Consider the following 25,731-nt stretch of genomic DNA (forward strand, 5'->3'; position numbering starts at 1 on the left):
TTGCTACAATAAATGATAATGATTTTGTTCGGAGGCTATAGACATGAGTGCATATAAAATTGCTATCGTAGACGACGATGCAAAAATTCGAGAAATTGTATCCGCTTATTTAAATAAAGAGGGGTATCGGACCTTCGCACTATCGACCGCAGAAGAAGCGTTGGCATTATGGAAAAGAGAGTCTCCCGATCTGTGGGTTCTCGATATTAATCTTCCGAAGATGAACGGCTACGACTTTTGCCGTCAAATCCGCAAAGAGACCGAAGTGCCGATTATTATGATCTCGGCACGGGATGAAGAAGTTGACCGCATACTTGGCATAGAGCTCGGCAGCGATGATTATTTGACCAAGCCCTTCAGTCCCCGAGAATTGGTTGCGCGGGTCAACCGGCTCTTCTATCGGCTCCGTACACTCCATCCGCAAGCAGGTGATCACCGCCCCCTTCCTGTTCAGAAGCTGCAGCTGGAGCTTGACGATCTAAAGCTGGTTATCGAAGAAAGGCAAGTCTTCTGGCGCGGCAAAGAAATAAATATGACCGCTAAGGAATTTACGCTGCTTCGAACCTTGCTCGAACAACCGAACCGCGCCTTCTCCCGTGATGAGCTGTTAACCTTGGTTTGGGGCGCCGACTATTTCGGCAGTGACCGGGCAATTGATGATCTGGTCAAGCGGCTTCGCAGAAAAATTAATGAACTCCCTATTGAGACAGTCTGGGGACATGGCTATAGATTGCGCGTTCAAGGAGAGGAAGAACAAATATGAGATTGATCTATCGACTTAATCTGTCTTTCGGGATTTTGCTGTTTGCTGTTCTAGCAATTACGGCTGTCCTTCTCTACCCGCTATTGTCGAATACGCTAATCGAAGGGCAAAGAAAAGAGATGCGGGTGGCAGGAAGATTGTATCTGAATGAGCTTCAAGCTGTGCCAGGTCAAACTCTCGAAATTGCAAAATTACAGAACGGATCGCCCAGCAATGGACCAACGGAACCAATGGAGGCGATATGGGCGCAGTCCTTAAACCAGCTCTTCTACAGCCAACTAACCGCTGCGAAGACAGTAGAATGGGCCAATTTCTTCGCATTTCAAAAAGTAAATGGCGTTCCTCAACAAACAAATGGAGCCTATATTATAGAATCCATATCAAGCAGAGGATTTATAGACCCTAACAATCCCTATTCCACCACCTTTATGATGACTACGCCACTCAGCACAATCAAATCGATGCAGTGGGCTTTATTTAGCCGTATGCTGCTGATTTTATCGGCAGGAGGCGCTCTAGCCTTTTTACTTAGCATGTTCATTACGAGAAAGCTCGTTACGCCGTTGACGGACTTAAGAAAAGAATTGAAAAAGGTAGAAACACGCCGATTCTCTGAGGTTGAGCTGGTCAAATCAAGTGGAGAGGTTGGCGAAGTCGCACAAAGTGTTTATCAACTAGCAGGCGAACTTGAAAAATACCATCGTGCGCAAAAGCAGTTTTTTCAAAACGCCTCCCATGAACTGAAAACACCATTGATGTCGATACAAGGCTATGCGGAGGGAATTCGGGATGGAATCTTCACCGGGGAACATGCGGACAAAGGGCTGGAGACGATCGCAGAGGAATGTGAAAGGCTAAAAAAGATTGTGACGGAAATGATTCTTCTCGCAAAACTCGAAAGTGAAGAGGGAATTTTCGAGAACTTCGATATTCCGGTGCAAAACTTGATTACCAAAACAGTAGAACGAATGAATCCGCTTCTGCTGGACAAGGGAATTCATATTGAAGTGTCCAGCATGCCGGATTGGGGAAAACAGCCTCACATTAAAGTCGACCCGGAGAAATTGCTTCAGGCTTTACTGAATATTGTCGGCAACGCTTCGCGTTATGCAAAGGAAACGATACGCATCAATGTGTCTGAAAATGATAATCGCGTAGCCATTGAAATTTGTGATGATGGGGAAGGCATTTCGGAAGCGATCCTCCCTCGGCTGTTTCAACGTTTCGTTAAAGGACAAGATGGCCAAACCGGATTAGGGTTAGCCATTTCCCGGGCAATTGTCGAACGCTGTCACGGCCAAATATCAGCTCACAATCGAACCAACGGAGGAGCAGCTTTCGTATTAAGCTTCCCTACCTCTCAAGCCAGCTGAGTCGGCAGCCTTTCGAGGGTAAAACGTTATCAGCGGTGCAGTTTACTATCATCGGCCTAATTGATTCCAAAGCCTGTTTCCAGTACAATTCAGTGATACTCATGATCAATCATGTAGATAAGGAATGATGTAATGTGACTTTACTGCTCCCGCAGCCTGCAAAAGGCAACGGTGATAATCTCATCTTCCGTTTTATCGATATAGAGAAACTAGACTCACAAATGGAAAATGCCCCACGCTCCGCTTTCTCGGAAACGTATATTCTGCTTCTTGCTGCAAAAGGCAGCTGTATATTGATGGCAGACAAACAGCGTTATGCGTTAGAGCGAGACCGATGCCTGCTGATCTCCCCTGGCATGTTGATCGAATATGAACAGAACGGGTCCGAGTCCCTCGAGGGTTACTCGATTCAATTTGAAGCTTTATCAGAGCACGCGCGCAACGAGCAAGAGCGTATATTTCAGATTTCTCCGCATGTGTTTAGCTGTGGCGTTGATCTGCCTAAGCACTATTTTCCAGAGCTTCATCGTTTGGCCTCACTGCTATGGGATAGTCACTCAGTCCCTAAGGAGCTGCGCAAACATAGCGATATGATTTCGTTCTATAAACTAGTTTACCTGCTGATGGACATTGAACTACCAGAGCAAGAGCAAGAGAACGATACCCATTATGCCATCCTGCGCACGATTCAGGAAATGGAACGCCGCTACGCGGAGCCTCTTACGCGCGATAAGTTAGCTGCTATCGCCTGTATGAGCCCCTGGCACTATTCGCATGTTTTCAAAGCGGTCACCGGACTTAGTCCGCATAGCTATTTGTCTAAAATTCGCATTTTACAATCCAAAGTATTGCTGCGCAAAGGGATGAGAACAAGCGAAGCAGCCCGGCGGGTCGGCTACGGGGACGACTCCCATTTTCGCCGTAAATTTAGGGAAGCCGTTGGCGTATCTCCCTCAGTGTTCGCTGCCGGCAGACATGAGAGAATCGCAACGGTCAGTTATCATTATGCAGCTCACCTTATGGCGCTTGATATCATTCCATATGCCGCACCAGTCGACCGTCAGCGGGAATATCACCGAAGCCAGTACCATGATTTAATTTCCGTTCACTTGCTGCGGGGCAAGGTCATGCCTGCCAATTTCTGGAGGCATAACATGCAAAGTCTGGCGGAAGCAAAGCCTGAACTGATTTTATGCGATGATATTATTCCGCCAGAAATTGACGAGCAGCTTCGTAAAATCGCACCTACTTTTGTAGTGCCATGGATGAGCAACCATTGGCGGGATCAGTTTCGGCAAATCGCATCCATCATCGGCCAGGAGAAAGCTGCTGAGCACTGGATGGCTCAATATGAATACAAAGCTGGCGAAGCAAGGAAGGTCATTCAGCGCAGCATTGGCGACGAGACCGTTACACTCCTGCACGTCATGCTCGGTAAATTAATTATTTACGGCAGACGTAACGGAGGGGCCGTTCTATACGATGATCTTGGACTTCGGCCGCCCTGCGATACGCTTAACATTCCTGTATTTCGCACGCTTTCTATGCTGGATCTTGCTCCTCTTCACGATACCGGTCATTTGCTGCTCGTCATCGATAAGGATCAGGAATCGCTGCAGGCATGGGAACGATTGCAGCAGAACACCGAGTGGACAACGATTCGAGCCGTGCAAAAAGGTCGAGTCTATATAATAGAAGAAACGCCATGGCTAGAGTATTCGCCTTATGCTCATGAACTTGTTATCGAACAGGCTCAGCAGTTATTGGGTAATAAACAGAATTGACTGAACGCACAATTCGCCTGCTCAACACCACACAATTCTCTCTATGAATCGCAATACTAGGGTGATAAAATAGCTTTTGTTGATAATGAAAATCAAAATCACCTTAGGAGGCACTATGCGTTACAAATTCCGAATAAGCTCAACCTTTTTTTTGACGGCACTTACTATCCTTTTACTCATAAGCGGATGCGGCTCGAAGGCAGACAATAACAGCACAACTCCTTCAGCACCACCCGATACAGGAACGGAGACCAACTCAGAGCCAAAAGAGTTCAAACATGAACTCGGTTCGATCCAGCTAGACTTCACTCCCCAACGGATCGTGGCTCCTTATTTGGAAGATGCGCTTCTGACACTTGGCATCAAGCCTGCCGCAAAATGGTCCTACGGCGAATTGGTGCAGGATTATCTGGAACAAGATCTCCAGGATGTGCCCAAGCTTGATTTTTCCGGTGGCGGCTTAAACAAAGAAGCGCTGCTTGCAACGAACCCTGATCTCGTAGTGCTATACACAACGAATATGGCAGACGAAGAAGCCTATAAGCAATTTTCATCCATTGCTCCAACCTATGTTTTTGAAGATGCGACGGTTGACTGGAAGAAAACGCTTGAAGTTATCGGGCAGATGACCGGTACTTCCGCTAAAGCGGAACAAGCCATACTGGATTACGACAAGAAAGTCGTGCAGGCTAAAGAACAGCTAAAGCCTTTTGTGGACAATAAAACATTTGCTGTCATTCGCGTGAAACCGAAAGAAGTCCAATTGATGGACGGCTCCTATTATAGCGGCCTCGTGCTTTATTCCGATCTTAATTTGACGCCGCATAAGCTGGTTAAGGAATTGTCCTGGAATCGCGCTCAGCCGCTATCGCTGGAAATACTGCCTCAATTGGATGCCGACTATATCTTCGTATTAGTGCAAGGGGAGGATTCAAGAGCACTGTTGACCGATTATGAAAACAGCGCCTTGTGGCGGAATCTGCCTGCCGTCAAAAACGGCCAGGTCTTCGAAATGCCAAGCAACTACTGGATGGCCAGCGGAGCGATTGCCAACACGAAAAAAATCGATGACATTTTGAATGCCCTTGTGAAATAACAAAAATGCCGGAAGAAATCGTATGCGATATACGACCTCTCCCGGCATTTTTCGTTTTGACCGGTCATTGCTCATAAACCCATGAGAGTCCTCCGTCTTTACTCGTTAAATAAATCGTTTGAGCTTCGTTTCCATTCTTGCTGATCCAGATCGGAAGACGTCCTTCCATGCCATTAAAAACAGGAGAAAGCGGCGTTTTCTCATATTCGTCAAACTGCTCCGGCAAAGCAATAGATAGTTTTTCCCACGTTTGCCCGCGATCCTTCGTCAAGTATATGACAGGTCCTTTGTCTTCATAATATCTAAAACCTAGAAAGCCAATATTCTTGTTATAGAAACCTGCACCCGTCAATTGCTCCGCATATTGTTCATTAGCGTTACCAATCTCCTGCCATGTCTGGCCGCCGTCCGACGTCTGGTAAATATAATTCATCGATTGCCCCACACCGGCTGAACCGCCGGAGATGATCCAGCCCTCTTTTTCCGAAGAAAACCCTATAAACTTCGTATCATACCCCTTGGCGCCTTCAATCGTATATTCATTCCACGTCTTCCCCATGTCATTGCTAATCGTTACATGCAGCGGAGACGATTTCCCGTCAGCAAATCCATATACAATTGCGGTTTTTTCCTCCGATAAGTAGAAGCCTGTTTCAGAAAAGCTCATTCCGGGTACCGATCCCGTCACATCCAGCGTTAACGGTGCTTTCACTGTAACGGCACCATTCCTATATCTGAATGTAATATTGCCTGCCCGATCCATCGTATAGGAATTATCTGCAATAGGGACGATAAACAGATCGTCGCTAGGTTTAGGAGTAGAAACTGATGTAGAGACGGAGCCAGGCAAAAAAGAAAAACTTCCGTTTATGTTTGTACAAGAAGCTAATAGTCCTGCTACTGTAATGAGTAGAATGACCGTTGCAAAGGGAACAGCACCATTTCGTTTGTTATTCAAGTTAAATATCCGGCTAAATTTATGCTTCATTATAGGTTTCCTCCACAACAATGAACGAGTAGTTAACGCGACATCTTATTTTCCATATATTCTCGTTTGTTCAGATAGCCTTCTGACGAAGCTCACACGGTGAATGTTGCTGAATGACGCAATGTTCCTTTTTAGTACTATGAGGATTAAATAGTGTAACGAAAAAACATCTCCCTCCAGAGTAAATTGGCAGAAGGCTGCCTTTCACCTTAAAGGGAGATGCTCTATGATTTCAATAAAGTTTGGATCCTATCATTCTGTCTTTCAAGCTGTATACTTATTCATACGTGTCAAACAAGCTGCGCACCGTAAGTTGTTCCCGGAATGCATCCAGACTCAACGTCTCCGATAAGCTGTCTTTTTTAACCGTTACCGTCTTCGGACGGGATGCCGACAAATCGAAAATATTGTCGTCGAACAAGGCATCCGCAGCTTTGAAATCCAGCTCTACAAATTTGGCGAAAGCTTGGCTCTCCAGCTCGATAACGAACCGGTCTTCTGCTTCGCTGACTTGTACGCTGATTTGCGGATTCAAATAGTCAAAATGCTTCGACTTCACGAATTGCACCGTTCCGCCGCTCACCGACTGGCCGTTCACGATGAAGTCAAATTCCAAATAGCTTTGTCTTTGCTTCTGCTTGGAGTCCAGTACAGCGGCAAAATCCAGTGCAACAATCTCTTTCGTTGCCAGAGCGTCTACCGCAGCCGCCTGTTCACCGCTTTGGATAACTTCGGAACGATGATTCAGCAAACGCCAAGTCAGCTTGCCTTCGACCGGCTCCAGCGTCTCATTGCTCACATGAAGCGCGACCGACGTTCCCTCTTCGCAAGCCGATGCCAATACCGGCGCGAAGTATCTTTTCGTCGAATAATGAGCAGCTTTCCATCTGCCGAAGTAATCCAGGCTAGACCAGGATGCAACCGGCCAAATGTCGTTCAGCTGCCAGTAAATCGCCCCCATGCATCTGCCGCGGTTTCTTCTCCAGTGCTCCACCGCATTGCGCATCCCTTCCGCTTGAATGAGCTGCGAAACATAGAGAAGCGTGTCGAAGTTTTTCGGGTATTTGAAATATTCGCTGATGTAATACAAAATTTTCTCGTTGCCCGTGCCGTTCTTCTGATGCGACTCCATCACATAGGAGAAGATATTGCGATCCTCCGGCAGCGTGAAGCTCTCCACTGTTTTCAAAGACGGGAATGACTGCAAACCAAACTCCGACATAAAGCGCGGATACAACGTTCTGAATTCGGTAATCGGTTTGCGTCCGTGCCATACATCCCAGTAGTGCATATCCCCGATGTTCTCATTGTTCGGATCGTCAAAGTTACCGGTGGATGAAGGCGAAGAACGCCAATAGAACGTATTCGGATCAATCGACTCGTTCAGCTCCGGCAAATATTGCTCGAACTGCTTGAGGTAATCCTGTTGGAGCTTCTCGCCGTAGCGCTCTCCCCAGCCCCAGTATGCCCAGGCGTATTCCAGCTCATTGTTCCCGCTCCACAACCCAAGGGAGGCATGATGACGGATACGCTTTACGTTGTCGATCGTTTCCAGACGAATACTTTCTTTAAATTGCTCGTTAAAATCATAATTGCCGCAGGCATACATATGATCCTGCCAAACGATCAAGCCATATTGGTCGCACAGGTCATAGAAATAATCGTCGCAATAGTAGCCGCCGCCCCATACTCGGATACAGTTATAGTTGGCTTCCACACAGCTTTTAATCAGCTTCTCCGTTCTTTCAAAGCTGATCCGGCCAAAGACGTTATCTTCTGGGATATAGTTCGCGCCCATAGCAAAAATACGTTTGCCGTTGGCTTCGAACTCGAAGGACTCGCCCCAGGCATCTTTTTCCTGGTTGATGGTCAACGTTCTCAGCCCGATAGTCAACGACTTATCGTCAATCGCATGGCTGCCATTAAGCAGCTCAACCTTCAAGGAATACAGCGGCTGGCTGCCGTAGTTGTGCGGCCACCATATTTGCGGATCTGCCACTTCAAGCTGAAGCAAAGCATCCGAACCGCCTGCAGCAGAAACCGTATGTTCATACGTTTTGCCGTCCGGCGATTCCAGAACCGCGCGCAAGCTAAGCGAGGAATCACTCCACTTCTGAAGATCTACCTTAATATCCAGATTTACTTTGTTATCGGAATGCTGCTGAGTAACATATACATCGTCAATTCTGCACGTATCGAAGCCAACGATCGAGATGCTGCGCCAAATGCCGGCGTCAGGAATTTGCGGACCCCAATCCCAGCCGAACATGCTGTGTGCCTTCCGGATGTGAGAGATGCCCGGTACAGCGTCGGCACAGCTGGATAAATGCTGCTCCTTCTCTTTTTCCAGCGCGTATAGCGTGGCCGATTGAATAACGATATGAATCGTATTGTCGCCGGCAACAAGCGTATTTTTAACATCGATTTCGTATGTTCTGTGCATGTTATCCGCTTTCAAAACGGAGCTGCCGTTAATGAAAACCTCGCATAACGTATCGAGACCCTCGCAGCGCAGCAAAACAACGTCATGATGAAGCGTGTCCTGCTCTACCGTAAAGTTCCGTTTGTATTCATAGTCGAACTTGGACAGTTCAAGTGCATCGTATTCGTTATCCCGGAAAAACGGATCTTCCATTTTGCCCGCTTGAAGCAAATCGTTAAATACCGAGCCAGGTACGGTTCCGTTAATCCATTCCGCTTCGTCGGTTCTCTTCATGTTCCATACGCCGTTAAGGGTTAGCAATTGCATTTGCATTCCACCTGCTTTTTCAGTAATTTATTGTGCTATATGAGTATCGTAAATTATGAGGCGAAGGGTATGTCTTTCCGCCAACAGCATGATAGTAACACTTGATTGCGTCATCAGTCTTGTATTGTTTGATCTTTTTTTGTGCTATATTAACATCATATTGTTAACCCGTAATTCAACGATGAGGTGAGCCTAACGATGCAAGTTGCCGTTCTGAAAGCCGAAACGCTGATCGATCCTAAGGTCCAGGCGAATTTTCATATCGAATACTCGATTAAACATACGACTCCGCTGCATCGCCATGATTATTACGAAGTTTTTATAATCACGTCCGGCAAATGCATCCATCATATTAATGGCGAAGCGCATGATTTGGACAAGGGAACAATGGTGTTCATCCGCCCTGACGATACCCATTGGTATGATTTTTACGATATTGATTCCGACTGCCAGTTTATTAATGTCAATTTCTATAAAGAAGTGATTGAGGATGCGTTTAAATATTTTGCCAATCCCGTTATTGCTCAAAAGTTAAAAAGCGTATGGATGCCGCCCTCCCTCGTCCTGCCGCCCTCGGACGTAGAGACGCTTGTCAGAAAGGGAGAGTTGATTCATCTCTACTCGACAATTGATAAGCAGAAAGCCAGAATATTAGCGCGAAGCTTTCTGACGGATGCCCTGGCTTATTATTACTTCAACGATCAGAACGAGCATCAAAAAATAATGCCGCAATGGCTGGATGCTCTGCTGCTAGAGCTGCAAAAAAAAGATAACTTCACTGGCGGTCTGGAGCGGCTGAATACGTTATCGGATCGCAGCGCCGGGCATATGAACCGTGTATTCAAGCAATATCTTCATACGACGCCGACGGCCTACATTAACCATCTTAAATTGGGTTACGCTAAAAACCTGCTGCTGACGACGACTTTATCCATACTCGAAATTTCGTATGAAGCCGGTTTTGACAATCTCAGTCACTTCTATCACCTGTTCAAAAAAAATTACGGCGCTTCCCCGGGGAAAATCCGCCGCCGCTAAAACGAAAAGAGACAGGCGAATCCGGAATGCCGGATGGCCTGTCTCTGCTGTACTGCCGAACTTACTATAATAATTACAAAGTAATCAAATATTCCTCAAGCCGGTCCATCGTTTGAGCAATGCCGGGCTCCATGCCCATTTCAAGCACCTTGTTCAACTGATCCTCCGATTCATATTTTGCACGGCTAACCATTCTCGTCCGATTGCCTTCCAGCGGTTCAAACGACAGCGCAACAATTGAAGATGGCATGCCTTCCGTCTCATTGCCCTCGGCATCGGAGAAGAAGTCCTGGTAAGTAAATGCTTCAGGTGCTGCAATTTCCTTATAAACGCCTTTACCCCAAGATTCAAACCCAAAGAAATCGCCTTGGCTCTCGTCCACGCATTTCATGCAATAGTGCCAGATGCCGCCTGGGCGGAAATCGACGGTACAATAGGACAATATCCAGCCGCGAGGCCCCCACCAATGCTTCAAGTGCTCCGCCTGCGTGTAAGCAGCGTACACAAGCTCGCGGGGCGCATCGAACTCCCGCTCCATAATTAATACTGAACCTTCTGGTTTAAGCGTCAATTGGTTTGTCATTTGAAATTCCTCCTGTTATTTGTTTTTCCGTCCCTTGAGCTGATCCAAATAATGCTCCAGCTTGTCGAACCTTTCATTCCAAATACGCAGATAGTCGGCGAGCCAGGCATCTATTTCCTGAAGCGGCTCCAGCCTCAGCTTGTAGCGCCGCCTGTTGGCTTCCGCCTGCACTTCGACGAGCCCTGCCTCAAGCAAAATGCGCAAATGCTTGGAGACTTGAGGCTGGCGGATTTGCAGACGTTCTGCAATCTCCCCTACGGTCAAGGAACCTTCCAGCAGCAGCTCGACAATTTGCAACCGGTTTGGATCGGATAATGCGCTGAACGTTGTAATTTCCATCCTGACATCGCCCCTTATTGAATGATGTTCACCGAGGCTGTATCGTCAAACGGATCAGCTCACGTATCCTTAATTTAAATATACCATTATGGGAATATTCCTGTAAAGGAATATTAAAAACAAAATACTGCTGCCTCATTTTACGTATCAGTAGTCAGCGCTAATTGCTTCAGCAGCTTGCCATTTCCGTCCTGTTGACTCTACCTTGAAAATAAGATACATTTAAATTGTTAAAAGCTTTTAACTACTTCAATTAGAAGCATATATGAAATTAGTAAGTCGTATCGTTATGAGGTGATGGTGATGGACAAGCAGGAGCAGCTATCCCTATTGTTTGCCCGTCAGATGATGACTATCGTCGCGAGTTATGCCAAACTTCCGGACTTTGACTTAACCTCGTCGCAATATTTTATCCTGCAGGCATTATTTCATGAGAAGCAGCTTACCAGCTCTTATTTCTCCAAAGTGTTGGACATTACACTCCCGGCCGTATCGAATTTAAGCAATAAGCTTGTTCGAAAAGGTTTGGTCGAGCGTGTCGTGTCTGAGACGGATCGGCGGCAAGTTTATTTGCAGCTTACGGACCAAGGGCGTCATATTCACGAGCGTATGCTGGAAAAGTACCAGACGCTTACGGATGGACTTTGGTCTGACTTATCGGAATCGGAAAAAGATTTGCTCATCGCTTCATATGAGCGTATTAATGAATTGCTCCAGTTGAAGAATAGCAGCATTTAATCTCAAGAACGGGGAGGCAATCAACAATGGGAAGACTTCTTAATAAAGTAGCTATTATTACAGGTGCAGCCGGCGGCATGGGGAAAGCAGACGCTTTGCTGTTCGCCAAAGAAGGCGCTAAAGTGGTCGTTACCGACTTGCAGGAAGATAAAATCAATGAGGTCGTTCGTGAAATCGAAGCCAGCGGCGGTGAAGCGTTGGGCTTCAAGCATAACGTTGCTTCCGAGGAAGATTGGGTTCGCATCGTAGATGAGACGGTTGCAAAATTCGGCAAAATCGATATTCTCGTCAACAACGCCGGCATTTCCAATGCTACGCCATTCATGGACTTGACTGTTGAAGCCTGGGAGAAAACGATGTCGATTAATGTGACTAGCATTTTTCTGGGGCAAAAATACGTCATTCCCCATATGATCGAAGCTGGCGGCGGTTCAATTGTGAATATATCTTCGATCGCCGGACTGACCGGCGGCAGCGGCACAGGTCCATATACGGCTAGTAAAGGCGCCGTGCGGATGCTGACGAAAGCAACAGCAGTCGATTACGCGAAGCATAACATCCGCGCCAACTCCATTCATCCGGGCTACATTGAAACGCCGATGACCGTCGACTTGATGAAGGACGAAAATATGCGGCAATGGTTCCTGTCGCAAACGCCATTGCCGCGTCTTGGCAAACCGGAAGATATCGCGCAAGGCGTCCTCTTCCTCGCATCCGATGATTCCTCGTACATTACAGGCGTTGAGTTGCCAATTGACGGCGGCTACTACGCGAAGTAAGGGGAATCATTGAAGGAGTAATGGAGGCAGCGGATGGTCGCTGCTTTTAGATGAAATCGCAGGTTGTCACCTGGGCGCTCATAGCAGCGCGGGGTGGCAGCCTGCGTTTTTGTTGCTTGTACCGCCGGCATATAAAGCCACTCTGCGCGCTGGGAGCTGTGGGAGGTGGCGGCTGACTTAATATAAAACTCGACGACTCAACGAAGCACCTTCGCTAATTAACGTAACATTTTTCTCTAGAGGATGGCTAAAAGGTTCGTTTGAGGGCCGTGGCGGCGATTAAAGTAACTTTTTTCTCTATAAGGAAATTGACTTACACTATAGCGAAAATAGATGCGCTGTTGCTGTCTTGGGCCGCTATCTGGCCTCAAATAGTGAAGTTTCCTCCTTTATATTGCGAAGTAGGTTCGCTATCATGCACTAGTCAGAATTGCACAGTATCTCCACGTACAATGTCCCCTCAATGTTACGCGGTGTCTAATGCGTTGCAAAACATCGTAATGATTAAAGCTCAAAATGAACAAACTACTAAAAAAGGGCCGACCCTCGGCTGAAATGCCGTTAGGTCAACCCACTCTCCGCCGTCGAGCGGCGTCCAATCCATCAATCGAACAGATCGCCGAAGACGTCTAGAACTGACTTTTTCTTTTTGTGCGGATAACCGTGCTTGCCGTCCTTGTAGGAGCCGTACTGGCCGTTGCCATATCCTTGGTTCTGCTGGTACGGGGGCGGCTGCTGACCATAAGGCTGCTGCGGGGGCTGAGATTGCGGTTGATTGTACGTGTTGTTATACCTTTCATCCCGTCCGTACTCTTCCCTCAGTTCCTTTACGCCTTTGACGAGCTTGTCCAGCTCCCCTCGATCGAGCCATACCCCTTTACACTCTGGACATACGTCAATCAGGACGCCGTCCTTCTCCACTTCCCTCATACGGACATCTTCGCAAACCGGACACTTCACTATACCCGCTCCTTTCGCCGCGTTTAAAGAGTCGTCCCTCTTTCGCTCGCGGCTGGTTCGAAGCGATAGCCGCGGCTAAGCTTTAATACGCGCCGATTCGCTTTTCGTAACACAACAGTTGAATCATCCCATGCGACGACGATGCCGACTACATCATTAGCCTCCACTTCATCCCGAATAGCTCTAACCAATTCGCCGCTAATCCGAAACTGATCCAATTGCTCTTCGCTTATCATAGCAACTCGCCTCCCTATCCTAATTTTGAAAAAAAACCTCAACGGACTGAAGCAGCCCATTGAGGTTTGGTCTATCCTTTGGTCTATCCGATTATGTTATGAAGCCTCAGTTTAACCGACATGCTCCTTGGAGTCATTCGTTTCCGTCTCGTACCATTCGTCCAGCACTTTCGAGGACATAACGCGTTTCGCAATATAATCCGCTTGACGTTCCGTAAACTGATCGCGCCACTCCATCTCCAGCTCCTCGCTCAGCTTCACGATCGTCAATAACTCCGACCAGGCTACATAACGTTTATACCAGAAAAATTGCGGATGCTCAATCATATAAGGATACAGATCATCAAATTCGGTATGTTTGCAATCGAGCGCACGTTCAAAGTGAACTTTCGCATCGTTCAACTTGGCGTTCATAAATTCTGCAGATAAGTTTCCCATTGCTTATGCCTCCTCTCAGTCACTTACGACCTATTATATGCTAAAACTCCGTGTCGGAAAAGAGCATATATACTGGAACATGCTATTCAAACGTAATTTGCCCGTCCGCCAGCGATGCGATTTTCACAAGCGGCTCCACACGAACTCCTTGTTCACGAAGCGTTCTGCCGCCAGCCTGGAACGTTTTCTCCACCACGATGCCTAGTCCGACCAAGTGCGCGCCCGAACGCTCGATAATTTTCACCAAACCGCGAGCCGCATCCCCGTTTGCAATAATATCGTCAATAAACAATACTTTATCATCGGCTGTCAAATACTGCTTGGACACCATAATGTCAGTGACCATTCCCTTCGTGAATGAAGGTACCCGCTCGCAATAAGCTTCCGGATCAGCAATGAGCGTTTTTTTGCGTCGTGCGAACACGAGCGGAACGCCCAGCACATAGGCGGCTGCGAACGCAGAAGGAATGCCTGACGATTCAATCGTCAACACTTTCGTAATTTCCTCGCCTGCAAAACGTTTGGCAAATTCATGGCCCATCTCCATCGTCAAAGCCGGATCAACTTGGTGGTTGATTAAAGAATCGAGCCTTAGTACATCATTCGAAAGTACCAGACCTTGTTGTAAAATGCGCTCTTTTAAAATATCCATCGTATTCATTCCTTCCACCAAAATCCCTTTTGGTTAACGTACCATAGGAATGGCTGCTAGCGCAACCTGCGAATGATGCAAAAGCTAACATTGGCGCATCATTCCATGCTTGAAGCTGCCCGAATATTTTTTAGCAGGCGCAACAAAAATCAGAAACTTTTTCCAGTTTCAACCGTCTAGAATAGTACAATGTTATTGCACGCTCGCAAATAGATGAATTCAGATATTACGGGTTCCACCCGCATTGCCGATATAAGGAACAAGAACCGCCGAACCGACGTACATAATTGAACAGGAATTCAATTCCTGTATAGGGAGAGTTGGAGCAATGAACAGACGCAAACGCGGATCGAAACTACATAACAGTGCGAAATTAGCCGCCGTGCTTACGCTGGCGATTGTCGCTGCCGGCTGCCAGAGCAATTATAACGGAGAGAAGCCGGACTTGACCGGAGATGCAAATGCCTTGAACGGCAAATCCTATATGCAAGGCGATACGCCACAGAAAAATTATTTGAAAAACAACCTCGTCAGCGGCGAGCCGACGGGTGAAACGGCCGATCCCGGACCCGGCGGCGGTACGAGCGCGGAATCCAACATCAAGTCGGATAACTCCGGGGGCAAAAGCTCCGCCAGCAGCGAACCGCAGTGGAACGCTTCCAAGCCTCTCATTATGGGTCTGGCGATTGGCGATGCCCGCTCCAAACTAATCAAACGATTCGGTGAGGCCGGTGATACTTACACGCTTGAAGACGGCGACGAATCCATTGAAGTCCATGAATACAAGGGCTTTTCCGTCGGTATTAACGGTAAAAACGCCATTCAATACGTTGAAGTCTATGATGCAAGCATCTCCACAGGCATTAGCGGCATTCGCGTCGGCGATAAAACCGAGACAGCTGTTAAGGCGTTAGGCAAGCCAAACACCCAAAACAGCTTTATTCTTACTTACGATGGCAAAAGCACGCTGCTCAAGCTCGATCTTGATCCGGATCATAGCAAAATCGTATCGATTAAGCTGCTAGCAGTTGCTTAGATGAATCGCAATCACTGCCATGCCATTATTAATCAAAAGGGCGCTGCTCCGTTTTTGAAACGGAAAGCGCCCTTTTTTTATATTTTCACAACGCTGAATAAGAGGCTAGTACCAAAAAACCGAACAAGCTGTCATGCTCGTCCCCGCTTCAACATACCTATGGATATATAGAAGGTTTATTGAACGGAGGACGGCCATGATGCTGAAACGTACCGGAAAGGTGCTTCAGATCGCTTCCACCTATATGGGGACGATCGTGGGCGCCGGTTTTGCGACCGGACAGGAAATTTTGCAGTTTTTCACCCGCTTCGGCTACTGGGGATCCTTGACGATCGCAATCGCGACAGCGATGTTCATCTGGCTGGGCAGCAAGATGATGCTCATTTCCAGCGAGATTCAGGCCAAATCGTATGAAGATTTGAATAAGGCGCTATTCGGCGAAAAATACGGCCGTTGGATCAGCCATTTCATGTTGATTGTGCTGCTCGGCGTAACCGCAGTGATGCTCGCCGGTGCCGGCACGATCTTTTACGAAAACTGGAATATATCGTACCAGGCGGGCTTGCTGATCACGATTGCCGCCTGCTATTTTCTGCTGCGTAAAGGCATGAAAGCGATACTGACGGTAAACGCAATCGTCGTTCCGCTGATGCTGCTGTTCACTGTTATCGTTATGATCGACACCTTCCATACGCCCGGCGCCGGACGGTTCATCTCGCTCCATAGCGATCATAGCGTTTGGGCCGCTTGGGCATCGCCATTCCTCTATACAGCTTTCAATCTGTCGATGTCACAAGCCGTGCTTGTACCGCTTGGCGCAGAAATTCGCGACCGGAAAACGATCATCCTCGGTTCCTGGGTCGGAGGCATCGGCATTGGATTCATGCTGCTAGCCGGCCATATCGCGCTCTCCGTCCATATGCCGGGCATCCAGCAATACGCCATTCCGATGGGCGGCATCGCCAAGCAGCTTGGTCAAACCGTCCAGTTCATTTATGTATTTCTAATTTTTGCAGAAATTTTCACGACGCTGATCGCGGACATCTATGGCCTAACGCTGCAGCTTCAAGAAAGGCTGAAATGGTCGCGCTCGATGCTGACGATTCTCGTGTTGCTCTGCTGCTTTGTCGCCAGCCAGATCGGTTTTGGACCGCTGCTCTCAACCCTTTATCCGATCTTTGGCCTTGTCAGCTTGGGCTGGCTGTATTTGATAATTCGCAAACGGATGACGGAAATAAAAACGTAATGGAGCTACCGCTCCAATTGGATAAGCGCAGCTTGCGGCATTAATCCGGTTAGCAGATCACGTATGTGATCATGACAAGTAAACAGCAGCATTTGCCGCGATTGTGCAAGCCGCTGGACAAGACCGGCAGCAGCCAGCAGCCGCGGACGGTCGAAATTAACGAATAAATCGTCAAGCAGCATAGGCAAACGCTGGCGATGTGCCGCTTCTTCAGCCAGAGCAAGGCGCATCGCCAAGTAGACCTGCTCTGCGGTTCCCCTGCTCAGTCTATCGGTTGGAACGAAACGTTTGTCCGCCGTTTCCAGCCGAATCGCCGGGTCGCCTGGCGTCGTCATGACCCGGACATAACGGCCTTCCGTCAACTCCCGTACATATTCGCTTGCCAGCCGCAGCACTTCCGGCTGCCTTTCCTCCTCGTAAATTCGCTTCGTCGCGCGAATGAGCGAGGCGCTGACCGCCAGCACCGCATAGCGCTCTCCATCCTGCTCCAGCTGTGCAATCGTCATTTCCTTATCAGCAAGCAGCTTGCGCCCCTCGTCCTCCTGAAGCAGTTGCTCCAGCTGCTGCCTCATTCTTCCCCGTGCATCCAGCTTTTCCGCCTTCATTCGTTCGCTGTGGTCATAGCTTTCCACTGCTTCGGCATGAAGCTCTATTAATTCAGCCTCGTCATGGGACTGGAGCAGTGAATTCAATTCAGTGAAACGCTGCTCGGACAAGCCTGCCGTCAGCTCAATCGTCAGCCGGTTCAAATCAGCGTCGATTGACGAAAGTCTCAAGCGAAGAGACAGCGCTGCGGCAAATTCCGCCGCCGTCTCCATACCCGCCTGCTTGACGAGATCGGCCGTCTCTGCGTTGGCACTGTCAATCCGCGCGCTAGCGTCGCGGATCGCAAGGTTCAGCTCGGCAAGCCGCTCCTCCAGCCGAGCCGCCTCTTGCCGCGCCGTTTCCTGCCGGCGCAGCTCCGCTTGCAGCAGCCGCAGCGACAGCGGCGGACTTGCCTTCGCTGCCTCAGGCAGCGAGGCACATAGCTCCGCAGCTTGCGCCTCGAATGCGGCTAGCTGCTGCCCTGCCGCGGCATATTTCGCGGCGCGGCGTTCGCGCTGAGCCAGCCGCTGCAGCGCCTGCTCGACAAGCTCGAATACTTCGAGCGCCGCATCAGGCGACATTGCTTGCGGCAGCGCAAGCGCCTCCAGCCAGCCGCGCCAAGCGCCGGCGGCTGCTTCTCTTTGCCGCGCCGCTTCTTCTACGGCGGCGCGGCGCTCTTCCGCTGCGGCACGCAGCCGCTGGAGCCGGTTCCCGAGCTCCAGCCGGCTTTGCTGCAGCTGCTCGCGGCGCTGCAGCGCTTCGCGCCGCGCGGTCACGGCTGCGCGCAGCTGCTCGCGCGCATGCCGAGCCGCCAGCGCTTGCTCCGGTGCAGCGGCCATGCCTGCGCCGCTTGTTCCCGGCGCGGCGAGCAGCGCAGCCGCCGCCTCCGCAGGCGCTTGCAGCAGCGCAGCAAGCGCTGCATTCACGCGCTGCGCCGCTGGCCGCAGGCGCAGCGCGGCCGCTTCACGGCCCGTGACGAGCCGCTTGCTGCGCTCGCCAATATCCCGCGCTGCTGCTGCGCCATCTCTGCTATTGCTGCCGCCGCTATCGCTATAGCGGCTCTGCCCGCTGCCACGGCCCCGCCGCTGCCCGCTCTGTCGCGGCCCCGCCGCTTCGCCGGCGGCGCCATAACGGCCGCCCTGCGTGCTGCGGCCGCGCCACCACGCAAGCGCCGCCAGCATCGCTGCAGCGGCAGCGGCGCCCAATACAGCTGCGCCATTACCCGGCGCCAGCACAGCCAAAGCAACGGCCGCGCCGGCTGCTGCCGCAGCGGCTGCCCACAGCAGCAGCCCGGCTTCGCTTCGGGCCGCTGCCTCTGGCCCGGGAGCGGCATCGCTTTGCAGCCGCTCCAGCTCCCAATCCTGCAGCGCCGCCTCGCAGTCATTCCATGCCATTAGCAGCGCTTCGCTGGTCTGCGGCACGAATATAAAGCCTCTTGCTGCGCCGCCAGCCTGACTTGCCTGCTCTGCCCCGGCAAGCATCGCTTCCGCCTCAGCAAGCGAATGAGCAGCATCCCGCTCCGCCTCTAACGCATGGCTACGCTCGGCTTGCAGTCGCTCCTGCTGCCGCGCGCGCTCCATCTCCTGCTGCTTTACGCCGCGCACATGCTCGCGATCCGCTACCGTCAGCTTCACCGCGCGAAGCTCCTCCTCGGTCCAATCCGGCGCGATACGGGCAATGAGCCGTCCTATCGCCTCCTCGTCGCCGCGCAGCTCGGACGCCAGCTCGATGCGCTCTTCCTTCAGCAGCGTCATTCGCTCGCTCTCCAGCATTAATGCATCCGCTTCGTCCATCCGGCCAAGCAGTGATTCGTCAACTTGCAAACCGCTCCGCTGACTTTCAATAAGCTCAAGCTCCCGCCTGTATTGCTCAAGCCCATCCTGACGTCTGGAACGCTCCCGTTCCAGATCCAGCCAGCGTTGCTCCGCTTCCCCCGTTATCCGCTCAGCTGCAGCAAGACTTTCCCGCTCCCGCGTCAGCTCCAGACGCTCCAGCCATTGCGGACGTACGCCATTCGCTTTCGCCAGCAGCCGCACCTTTTCCAGTTTGAGGGGAAGCCTCTCGTCTAACTCTTCCAGCTCTTCATTCAGCTGTTTCAGCTGCCGCTTCAACGTATTGTAGCCAGAGATGGCATCGGCTTGCTTGCGAAGCTCCGCTTCCGTCCCCTCCAGCGATTTCAACTGCCGGTTCATCTGCTGATTGACCCCGCGCGGCTTAAACAGCGACTCCATCTCCTGCTGCAGCCGTTTCTCGGCTTGTCCAACCGCTTTGCCGCTCTCCCAGCCGGCGTCATAAAGATAGCGGCCAAGCTCGTCTCCGGCCAGCGCCCCGACCTGCTGAAGCTCCGTCAGCGTAATCGCATACAGCTGGCGGTACGTCGATTCGCTCGTTCCGTTCAAGAAACGGCGTTCCCACTCCTCCTGCGTCAGCCAGCGCTCTTCGCCGGCTCCCGCGCCTTCGACAGTCTGCAGCGCGATCAGCTTCGGCTTGCCTCCATTAACAGAAGCATAGCGCTCTACAATATAGACGTCCCCGCTCTCATCCGAGAACATTAGACGGCCGCCATGATTTCCGCCATTAACCGGTTCCTGACGGTCAGCAGGCGGGCCGTTCCGTCTTGCGAACCCGTACAGCATCGTCCGGATAAAGCCCATCAGCGTGCTCTTGCCCGCTTCATTAAGGCCGTATATGATAGCTGACTTGCTGTCCAACCGGCATTGCAGTCCTTGCAGCTGGCCAAATCCGTCAATTTGCGCCTCCAGCAGCTTCATCCGTCCTTCCTCCCTTCACCGTCCATCAATCCCAGCGTCAGCTCCCTGGCCTGCTCCAGCCAGCGGTCCGGCAGCTCCTCCAGACTGCTGCGAAGCAAGCGGCCAAGCTTAACATGAGCGGCTATCGGCTCTATCGCTTCCCTGGCGAACGTCCGCCACTGCTCCTTGTCGGCAAGCAAAGCTGCCGTTACGCGGCTCAACTCTCCGGCGAAGCTGTCTTCATCCGCTAGTCCTTCCAATTGAAGCTCCGATGCGGTATTCGCCTCCAGCGCATAGATCCAGCTCCAGACATCATGCACCGGCTCCGTTCGCGTCTCCTGCAGCTGCTCCAGCAGTGTTCGGCGCACAAGCGCATCTGTCAGCTTCGCATGAAGCGGCCCCCTGCCAGTAAGCTGCAGCCGAATCATGACGGAGCGTCCTTCTCCCAGCAAAGCGATTCTATCCGCCGTCTCTTCAAGTCTAACCAGCAGCTCCTGCTCCGACGCTATGCCTGCAATCGGCAGCTCCGCTTCCAGCCAGCGTACCTCGTCTAGCGGCGCAAAAGTAAGCGATACCGCACGCGACGCAGATACATCCACGATATAGCAGCCTCTCTCTCCGGCCTCACGCGGGTTTCTTCCCTGAATGTTGCCCGGATAGACGACATGCGGATATTGATGCAGCACCTGTCTCGTATGGATATGGCCAAGCGCCCAATAATCGAAGCCTTTGCTGCCAATCAGCTCGTCCAAGCGGCAGGGCGCATAAGGATCATGCGACGAATCGCCATCCACATTGCCGTGCAGCATCGCAATATGGAACGGCGCTCCCGGCTCTGCTTCGTAAGTGGCAGCCAAGTTTTCCGTAACATGGCGGGTACCATAAGACATCCCGTATACAAAAGCAGCCAGCTCACCGCTTCTGCAGTAAGCCGGCCGGTATTCCATGCGGTCAGCGCCAAAAACGGTGACGGAAGCCGGAAGCTGAAGCTCCGCTCTCGCACCGTTCATCGGATCGTGATTGCCATGTATGACGAACACGGCGATGCCGTGCTCCTGTAGCCGTTCCCATTCCTTGACCAGAAGCAATTGAGCCTTCAGCGACCGGTCTGCGCTGTCATAAAGATCGCCGGACAGCACGATGAAATCAACCTGCTCGCGGATAGCCGTCTCCGTCATCGCACGCAGCGCTCCGAAGGTAGAGGCCATCAATTGCGCCTTCAACGCCTCCGGCGCTTTGCTCATGCCGCGAAAAGGGCTATCCAGATGCAGATCGGCGGCGTGAATAAATCGAAAAGGCGCGGACAACCGCTACACCTCCGTTTTGTAGGACAAATATACTTTTTTCAATTGGGAAATGACACGCTGCAGGGAATAGACCTTCTTCGCTTTATCCCAGCCCGATCTCGCGATATTGTACCGGTAGATCGGATCGGACACGAGCTTCTCCAGCGCTTCGGCCAATGCAATCGGGTCCTCGGGCGGCACCAGAAGCCCGTTCACGCCATCATCGATCTGCTCGGCGATACCGCCTACATTCGTACCGACCAGAGCGAGCCAGCACAGAGCCGCTTCCGCGAATACCGAGCCAAATGCCTCTGCGCGGGATGGAAGAACGAATATATCGAAGAACGGCATAAATTCCTCCGGATGAAGCATATAGCCGTAAAAAATGATGTCGTCGTACAAATCCAGCTCCACCGCAAGCTGCTCCAGCTCCTCGCGGATCGGTCCGTCGCCAATAATATGAAGAACGAACGGATGGCCGTTCCGCTTCAGCTCCGCACATGCGCGCAGCAGCACATCAAGTCCTTTGGCCGGAACGAGGCGGCATACTGTAATGAGTTGCGGCACCGCGTTCTCATGGGCGATTGGCTTAAACCTTTTTTCATCAAATCCGTTCGGAATGACTTTAATTAGGCTCGGATCTTTAATGTAGGGAGAAATATAAGTACGGAAAGACTCCGACACCGTCAATAGCCGGTCCAGCTTCACTTCCAGCTCGCCATAGAGCTTCGTTAGAAACAGATGCTCTGGTCCGTTCTCGGCAATTTTACCGTTCAGGATCAGCTCCCGCTCATAGCTGGAGTGAATCGTCATCATAACCGGCGTATCCGGGTACAGCTGCTTCATAACTAGCGCTGCAATGGGGTGATGCGCATGAATAATATCGTAAGACCCTTTATTTCTCAAGCGGGTCCACCAAATATAATCGCGAAACGTTTGCAAATATTTATCGACGATCGGATTGCCTGCGAATTCCGTTATATCAAACGTCTCGAAGACAATATCCTCCTGTCCTTTTCCTCTAACCCGCTTGGGCAGCGAGAACAGTTCCATTTGCCAGCCTAGCTTCGTAAAACGGTCTTGAATATAAGGGACCATGGAGGACACCCCGCCCGGTTGCTCCGGCGGGAAAAATAATGCCTGAAGTATGTTCAATTGTCCTTCCTCCTCGTAACCTATTTGCATTTCGACACTTTTCGCCTGCCGTAAAACATGATAGTATAGAACATATGTTTCTGCAAGCAGGCTAACATCCTATTAAAAATGCGGTGATACATAACTATGTCCATTATTCATTGGTTAGCAGGTCCAGACGGCCAGCTGATTTCTTCCGCCTGCGTCATCGTGATTTTAATGCTGATGCTGTTTATGTCCTTGCGGCTGTATGCCAGCTACCGGAACAAGCGTGTCTATCGCTTGCTGACCTCGGCCTTGCCTTTATTTATGATTCAGCAGCTGCTGCTCGCCTGGATTTCCTATCCTGGGCAAGCTGCGCCGCCATGGCTTCAAGTGACGGCATCCATTACACAAATTGTTTCTTTTATTATTATAAACTTTGTTTTCATGAAATTATATACTCATCGGAGCGCCCGGTTAAAAAGTACTCCGTTCGTTGTCATGATCGTCTTGACCTTTGTTATCGCTGGGGCGCATTACGCTTTATTCCCGTTATCGATGGAGGCCGCAGCCTCAGGCGAGCAGGTCCGTTTTCTGGCGCTGGACTTCTATTCCTTAATCGTTACCTTCCTCATCCTGCTCGACACGAAGGGAACGGAGATGAATACGCGGTATTCCGCGAGTCTCATCACTTATTTCATTATAGAGCTGTCCCGCATTGCGGACGGCTACGTCTTCCATGGATCGGTTGCCTGGCTGATGCTGCTTAGTCATCTGCTCCCAATTGTTTATTTCACACAGCTGTTTCTGCTGTTGTTCCAATGGGTTATCGAACGGCTGATGCTGACCTATCAATCGTCGATAACGGATGGCTTGACCGGCCTGTACAACCGCAGGCATTTCAATTTGAAGGCGGAGCAACTGCTGAGCAGATCGCGGGGTACCGCCGTTATTTTTTGCGACATCGACAATTTCAAGAAGCTCAACGACACGCAGGGCCATCATAAAGCGGACGGCGTGCTCAAACAAGTATCCGAGATCATTAAAGAGGAGTCGGCCGGTATCGGCACGGCAGGCCGCTATGGCGGTGAAGAGCTGCTCGCCTGCATCGGCACCGATAAGGTGAAGCCTGAGCGGGTTGCTGAATCGATTCGCAAACGGGTAGAGCTAGAGACGATCGTGACGATTAGCGTCGGGGTCAGCACCTCGAAGGATGCCGATTCCGTACAGGAGCTGGTGAAGCTGGCTGATGAAGCGATGTACCACTCCAAGACGACCGGTAAAAACAAGGTCACCTTATTTCAATCTATGCCTGCTGCGAAGAAGAAATCGCTTAGTTAACGCAAAAGAGCTGTTCTCCTGTAAAACCACAGGAGAACAGCTCTTTTTTGCCTGCTAAGTCACTCCATTAAGGTGCCGCTGTTATAATGAACTCTTCCCACTGGGACGCCGTATCCCGGTTCGCATAAAGGACGGAGCCCTGATTTTGGTCAGCGCTTACATATTTGTTGTTGGCTACCGCTTGGAGTGCCACTTTCCCGTTGCCGCGATCTATCCTGCGGAATTTCTCCCAGGCCTGGATCGAGGTTGCCCGCGCAACCAGCTGGGAATTCTCATCGATAACGGCCGTTACGTATCGATTGTTGGCTGCGGACAGAAGCGAGATCGTTCCGTCGGCATTGTTAATGACCGTGAACTTCTCCCAGCCTCCTACCGTCGGCCGGTTCGCAACAAGCGGACCAACACCTGCATTCTCTGCGCTCACATAGCTGTTGTTGGCCAGCGCCTGAATGCTGGAGGTGCTCGTTACCGGCGCAGGAGCTTGAGTCGAATATTTCTTAATGACATTGATCAGACCGGTATTCGGCTGGAAATAGGAAGTCTGGAACCTGTTCCACTTCGCAACGATCGTCGCGGCACTGTCGTTATAAATGTCTGGAATCGGGTTGTTATTGTTGTTGTAGTAGCCCCAATTGCCGCCACCTCTTACTTTATAGGACCAGTTGGACCACGAGGCGTTCAGCGCATTCAAGCCGCCCAGCCATTTCTCCCATAGATCAAGCTGGCCATAAGAGAATTCACCCGCATAGACCGGGACATTCCAAGCCGTTTGATATTGCGCCATCTTCGACAGCCAATTATCCATCATTGCATTGGTTACGCTCCAGTTGTCGTATTGGTCGAAATTGTAGTTATGCGTCTCATAGACAACGTTCGTCCAGCCGTAGGTGGACGGCGGCAGCGCCTGCTCCCAATCGAAGAATGCGGCAACCATAATGATATGATTAGGGTCCTTGGCCCGTACCGCTTTGTACAGACGATCGTAATAATCGAACTTCTTCTTAATTTGCGCAGCATTCTCGGCTGCGCCGTTCGATACGAGCGGTTCGTTCAGCAAATCGTAAGCGGCGATCGTCGGATTCCCGTTGTAGTAGGTTGCGATACGCTCCCAGATTTGCACAGTGCGGTCCTGATAAGTTGTATTCGTCCACAGCTGATTCGAGTTCGAGATGCCGCAAGAATGCCATGGACAGGCTCCCCCTTGTACGCCATGGAAATCGATAATGACGTAAATATTCCGCTGCGCGCTTTCTGCGACGAGCCAATTCAGCTCTCGGAAGGAGACCGAGTCGGGCTTCATTGTGCCGTCCGGGTTCATGAAATCCTCCCAATAGATCGGCACCCGTACCGAGTTCAGCCCCATGCTCTTAATGTTGTCGAGGTCACTCGCCTGAATCCAAATGTCCTGATAGCTGTTTTGCAGATTATGATTGCCGTCTGTACCAAACCGGTTCCACAGCGTTTGCGTCAGCGTATACTGGTCCGGCGTATTCATCGGCGACATCCACTCTTCCTGGAGCAGCCATCCGCCGAGATTCGGCCCGCGCAAATTCACGATAGCCCCGGTACCGGAGTTGTTGCGAATCACTTTACCGCTCGTTTTTAAGAAATCGGAAGGTCCAAACGCCGCTTCGACGGTCGCCGGCTTCGGAGTTATTACGATTAAGCTAAGCAGCACAACAAATGACATCGTGAGCAGGAACATTCTTTTCATCATCATCCATCCTCTCATTTTTATATGCATTGGAGTTTCGTCTGACTGACTTCAGGCTTTGCCGTTCAGTACGCAAATAAAGCGATTGAAGCGAAAGGCGTAATCTGGAGTAAGCAACTGGACTTCCAGGTGCAGGGAGCA

22 protein-coding genes are annotated in these 25,731 nt (G+C 50.6%); 10 read left to right on the forward strand and 12 right to left on the reverse strand.

Annotated elements, in window-relative coordinates; all coding sequences use genetic code 11:
- Nucleotides 1-43: 43 nt before the first annotated feature.
- The 4 genes from IEX98_RS24990 to IEX98_RS25005 all read left to right on the forward strand — a co-directional run bounded on the left by IEX98_RS24990 (nt 44) and on the right by IEX98_RS25005 (nt 5,016).
- The gene (locus tag IEX98_RS24990) at nt 44-763 is read left to right on the forward strand and encodes a response regulator transcription factor (RefSeq protein ID WP_188892417.1); all 720 of its coding nucleotides are present in this window, start codon (nt 44-46) and stop codon (nt 761-763) included.
- Nucleotides 760-2,136: a sensor histidine kinase gene (locus tag IEX98_RS24995; RefSeq protein WP_188892418.1), complete on the forward strand. Its 1,377-nt coding sequence runs from the start codon at nt 760-762 to the stop codon at nt 2,134-2,136. Before IEX98_RS24990 ends, IEX98_RS24995 begins: the two co-directional genes overlap by 4 nt.
- Before the next feature lie 134 nt (nt 2,137-2,270).
- Entirely contained in the window at nt 2,271-3,920 is a 1,650-nt protein-coding gene (locus tag IEX98_RS25000) for an AraC family transcriptional regulator (protein ID WP_188892419.1), read from the forward strand.
- 115 nt (nt 3,921-4,035) lie between these two features.
- Nucleotides 4,036-5,016, forward strand: coding sequence for an ABC transporter substrate-binding protein (locus IEX98_RS25005; RefSeq protein ID WP_188892420.1), 981 nt, complete (start codon nt 4,036-4,038; stop codon nt 5,014-5,016).
- Between the two features lie 64 nt (nt 5,017-5,080).
- Here IEX98_RS25005 and IEX98_RS25010 read toward each other — a convergent pair whose 3' ends face one another.
- Together IEX98_RS25010 and IEX98_RS25015 are read right to left on the reverse strand one after the other, a co-directional pair.
- A complete protein-coding gene (locus tag IEX98_RS25010; RefSeq protein ID WP_188892421.1) occupies nt 5,081-6,004 on the reverse strand; it encodes a WD40/YVTN/BNR-like repeat-containing protein in 924 nt (307 codons plus the stop codon).
- Nucleotides 6,005-6,281: 277 nt separating this feature from the next.
- A complete protein-coding gene (locus IEX98_RS25015) occupies nt 6,282-8,753 on the reverse strand; it encodes a beta-mannosidase (protein ID WP_188892422.1) in 2,472 nt (823 codons plus the stop codon).
- Nucleotides 8,754-8,951: 198 nt separating this feature from the next.
- Between IEX98_RS25015 and IEX98_RS25020 the strand changes: the two genes are divergently transcribed.
- Nucleotides 8,952-9,791 carry a helix-turn-helix domain-containing protein gene (locus IEX98_RS25020; protein ID WP_188892423.1) on the forward strand — a complete coding sequence of 280 codons (840 nt, stop codon included), beginning with the start codon at nt 8,952-8,954 and terminating at the stop codon, nt 9,789-9,791.
- Nucleotides 9,792-9,864: 73 nt separating this feature from the next.
- Here IEX98_RS25020 and IEX98_RS25025 read toward each other — a convergent pair whose 3' ends face one another.
- The gene (locus IEX98_RS25025) at nt 9,865-10,374 is read right to left on the reverse strand and encodes an SRPBCC domain-containing protein (RefSeq protein ID WP_188892424.1); all 510 of its coding nucleotides are present in this window, start codon (nt 10,372-10,374) and stop codon (nt 9,865-9,867) included.
- Nucleotides 10,375-10,389: 15 nt separating this feature from the next.
- Nucleotides 10,390-10,713, reverse strand: coding sequence for an ArsR/SmtB family transcription factor (locus IEX98_RS25030; RefSeq protein WP_188892425.1), 324 nt, complete (start codon nt 10,711-10,713; stop codon nt 10,390-10,392).
- Between the two features lie 303 nt (nt 10,714-11,016).
- Here IEX98_RS25030 and IEX98_RS25035 point away from each other — a divergent pair, with 303 nt between their 5' ends.
- Together IEX98_RS25035 and IEX98_RS25040 are read left to right on the forward strand one after the other, a co-directional pair.
- Entirely contained in the window at nt 11,017-11,451 is a 435-nt protein-coding gene (locus tag IEX98_RS25035; RefSeq protein WP_229692384.1) for a MarR family transcriptional regulator, read from the forward strand.
- 26 nt (nt 11,452-11,477) lie between these two features.
- Nucleotides 11,478-12,230, forward strand: a complete 753-nt coding sequence (locus IEX98_RS25040; RefSeq protein WP_188892426.1) for an SDR family NAD(P)-dependent oxidoreductase — start codon at nt 11,478-11,480, stop codon at nt 12,228-12,230.
- Nucleotides 12,231-12,833: 603 nt separating this feature from the next.
- Here the strand turns inward: IEX98_RS25040 and IEX98_RS25045 are convergent.
- From IEX98_RS25045 to IEX98_RS25060, 4 genes are all read right to left on the reverse strand, one after another.
- Nucleotides 12,834-13,190: a TFIIB-type zinc ribbon-containing protein gene (locus tag IEX98_RS25045; protein ID WP_188892427.1), complete on the reverse strand. Its 357-nt coding sequence runs from the start codon at nt 13,188-13,190 to the stop codon at nt 12,834-12,836.
- Between the two features lie 23 nt (nt 13,191-13,213).
- A complete protein-coding gene (locus tag IEX98_RS25050) occupies nt 13,214-13,426 on the reverse strand; it encodes a hypothetical protein (protein ID WP_188892428.1) in 213 nt (70 codons plus the stop codon).
- Between the two features lie 111 nt (nt 13,427-13,537).
- Entirely contained in the window at nt 13,538-13,864 is a 327-nt protein-coding gene (locus IEX98_RS25055) for a hypothetical protein (protein ID WP_042159535.1), read from the reverse strand.
- Between the two features lie 82 nt (nt 13,865-13,946).
- Complete coding sequence (locus IEX98_RS25060; protein WP_188892429.1) at nt 13,947-14,516, reverse strand: xanthine phosphoribosyltransferase; 570 nt, start codon at nt 14,514-14,516, stop codon at nt 13,947-13,949.
- Between the two features lie 328 nt (nt 14,517-14,844).
- Here IEX98_RS25060 and IEX98_RS25065 point away from each other — a divergent pair, with 328 nt between their 5' ends.
- On the forward strand, nt 14,845-15,552 hold the full coding sequence (locus tag IEX98_RS25065; RefSeq protein WP_188892430.1) for a hypothetical protein: 708 nt from the start codon (nt 14,845-14,847) through the stop codon (nt 15,550-15,552).
- Nucleotides 15,553-15,751: 199 nt separating this feature from the next.
- A complete protein-coding gene (locus IEX98_RS25070) occupies nt 15,752-16,798 on the forward strand; it encodes a YkvI family membrane protein (RefSeq protein ID WP_188892451.1) in 1,047 nt (348 codons plus the stop codon).
- Between the two features lie 5 nt (nt 16,799-16,803).
- Here the strand turns inward: IEX98_RS25070 and IEX98_RS25075 are convergent, their stop codons facing one another.
- Genes IEX98_RS25075 through IEX98_RS25085 form a run of 3 tightly spaced genes read right to left on the reverse strand, consistent with a single transcriptional unit; the run spans nt 16,804 to nt 22,574 of the window.
- The gene (locus IEX98_RS25075; RefSeq protein WP_188892431.1) at nt 16,804-20,154 is read right to left on the reverse strand and encodes an AAA family ATPase; all 3,351 of its coding nucleotides are present in this window, start codon (nt 20,152-20,154) and stop codon (nt 16,804-16,806) included.
- The gene (locus tag IEX98_RS25080; protein WP_188892432.1) at nt 20,151-21,440 is read right to left on the reverse strand and encodes a metallophosphoesterase family protein; all 1,290 of its coding nucleotides are present in this window, start codon (nt 21,438-21,440) and stop codon (nt 20,151-20,153) included. Before IEX98_RS25080 ends, IEX98_RS25075 begins: the two co-directional genes overlap by 4 nt.
- 3 nt (nt 21,441-21,443) lie before the next feature.
- Nucleotides 21,444-22,574 (reverse strand): glycosyltransferase family 4 protein, encoded by a 1,131-nt coding sequence (locus IEX98_RS25085; RefSeq protein WP_188892433.1) that lies wholly within the window; start codon nt 22,572-22,574, stop codon nt 21,444-21,446.
- Nucleotides 22,575-22,700: 126 nt separating this feature from the next.
- Between IEX98_RS25085 and IEX98_RS25090 the strand changes: the two genes are divergently transcribed.
- Nucleotides 22,701-23,876: a GGDEF domain-containing protein gene (locus IEX98_RS25090; protein WP_188892434.1), complete on the forward strand. Its 1,176-nt coding sequence runs from the start codon at nt 22,701-22,703 to the stop codon at nt 23,874-23,876.
- Between the two features lie 67 nt (nt 23,877-23,943).
- Here the strand turns inward: IEX98_RS25090 and IEX98_RS25095 are convergent, their stop codons facing one another.
- Entirely contained in the window at nt 23,944-25,596 is a 1,653-nt protein-coding gene (locus tag IEX98_RS25095) for a cellulase family glycosylhydrolase (RefSeq protein WP_229692385.1), read from the reverse strand.
- Nucleotides 25,597-25,731 lie beyond the last annotated feature (135 nt).

Origin of the sequence: Paenibacillus radicis (ex Gao et al. 2016) (assembly GCF_014641555.1) — a bacterium.
GTDB lineage: Bacteria > Bacillota > Bacilli > Paenibacillales > Paenibacillaceae > Pristimantibacillus > Pristimantibacillus radicis.

Bases quoted from the DNA above. Each gene is read 5' to 3' on its own strand.
- IEX98_RS25060 (WP_188892429.1), bottom strand. From the start codon at position 14,516: ATGGATATTTTAAAAGAGCGCATTTTACAACAAGGTCTGGTACTTTCG.
- IEX98_RS25025 (WP_188892424.1), bottom strand. From the start codon at position 10,374: ATGACAAACCAATTGACGCTTAAACCAGAAGGTTCAGTATTAATTATG.
- IEX98_RS25050 (WP_188892428.1), bottom strand. From the start codon at position 13,426: ATGATAAGCGAAGAGCAATTGGATCAGTTTCGGATTAGCGGCGAATTG.
- IEX98_RS25020 (WP_188892423.1), top strand. From the start codon at position 8,952: ATGCAAGTTGCCGTTCTGAAAGCCGAAACGCTGATCGATCCTAAGGTC.
- IEX98_RS24995 (WP_188892418.1), top strand. From the start codon at position 760: ATGAGATTGATCTATCGACTTAATCTGTCTTTCGGGATTTTGCTGTTT.
- IEX98_RS25090 (WP_188892434.1), top strand. From the start codon at position 22,701: ATGTCCATTATTCATTGGTTAGCAGGTCCAGACGGCCAGCTGATTTCT.
- IEX98_RS25065 (WP_188892430.1), top strand. From the start codon at position 14,845: ATGAACAGACGCAAACGCGGATCGAAACTACATAACAGTGCGAAATTA.
- IEX98_RS25005 (WP_188892420.1), top strand. From the start codon at position 4,036: ATGCGTTACAAATTCCGAATAAGCTCAACCTTTTTTTTGACGGCACTT.
- IEX98_RS25010 (WP_188892421.1), bottom strand. From the start codon at position 6,004: ATGAAGCATAAATTTAGCCGGATATTTAACTTGAATAACAAACGAAAT.
- IEX98_RS25040 (WP_188892426.1), top strand. From the start codon at position 11,478: ATGGGAAGACTTCTTAATAAAGTAGCTATTATTACAGGTGCAGCCGGC.
- IEX98_RS25035 (WP_229692384.1), top strand. From the start codon at position 11,017: ATGGACAAGCAGGAGCAGCTATCCCTATTGTTTGCCCGTCAGATGATG.
- IEX98_RS25095 (WP_229692385.1), bottom strand. From the start codon at position 25,596: ATGATGATGAAAAGAATGTTCCTGCTCACGATGTCATTTGTTGTGCTG.
- IEX98_RS25075 (WP_188892431.1), bottom strand. From the start codon at position 20,154: ATGAAGCTGCTGGAGGCGCAAATTGACGGATTTGGCCAGCTGCAAGGA.
- IEX98_RS25030 (WP_188892425.1), bottom strand. From the start codon at position 10,713: ATGGAAATTACAACGTTCAGCGCATTATCCGATCCAAACCGGTTGCAA.
- IEX98_RS25055 (WP_042159535.1), bottom strand. From the start codon at position 13,864: ATGGGAAACTTATCTGCAGAATTTATGAACGCCAAGTTGAACGATGCG.
- IEX98_RS24990 (WP_188892417.1), top strand. From the start codon at position 44: ATGAGTGCATATAAAATTGCTATCGTAGACGACGATGCAAAAATTCGA.
- IEX98_RS25070 (WP_188892451.1), top strand. From the start codon at position 15,752: ATGCTGAAACGTACCGGAAAGGTGCTTCAGATCGCTTCCACCTATATG.
- IEX98_RS25015 (WP_188892422.1), bottom strand. From the start codon at position 8,753: ATGCAATTGCTAACCCTTAACGGCGTATGGAACATGAAGAGAACCGAC.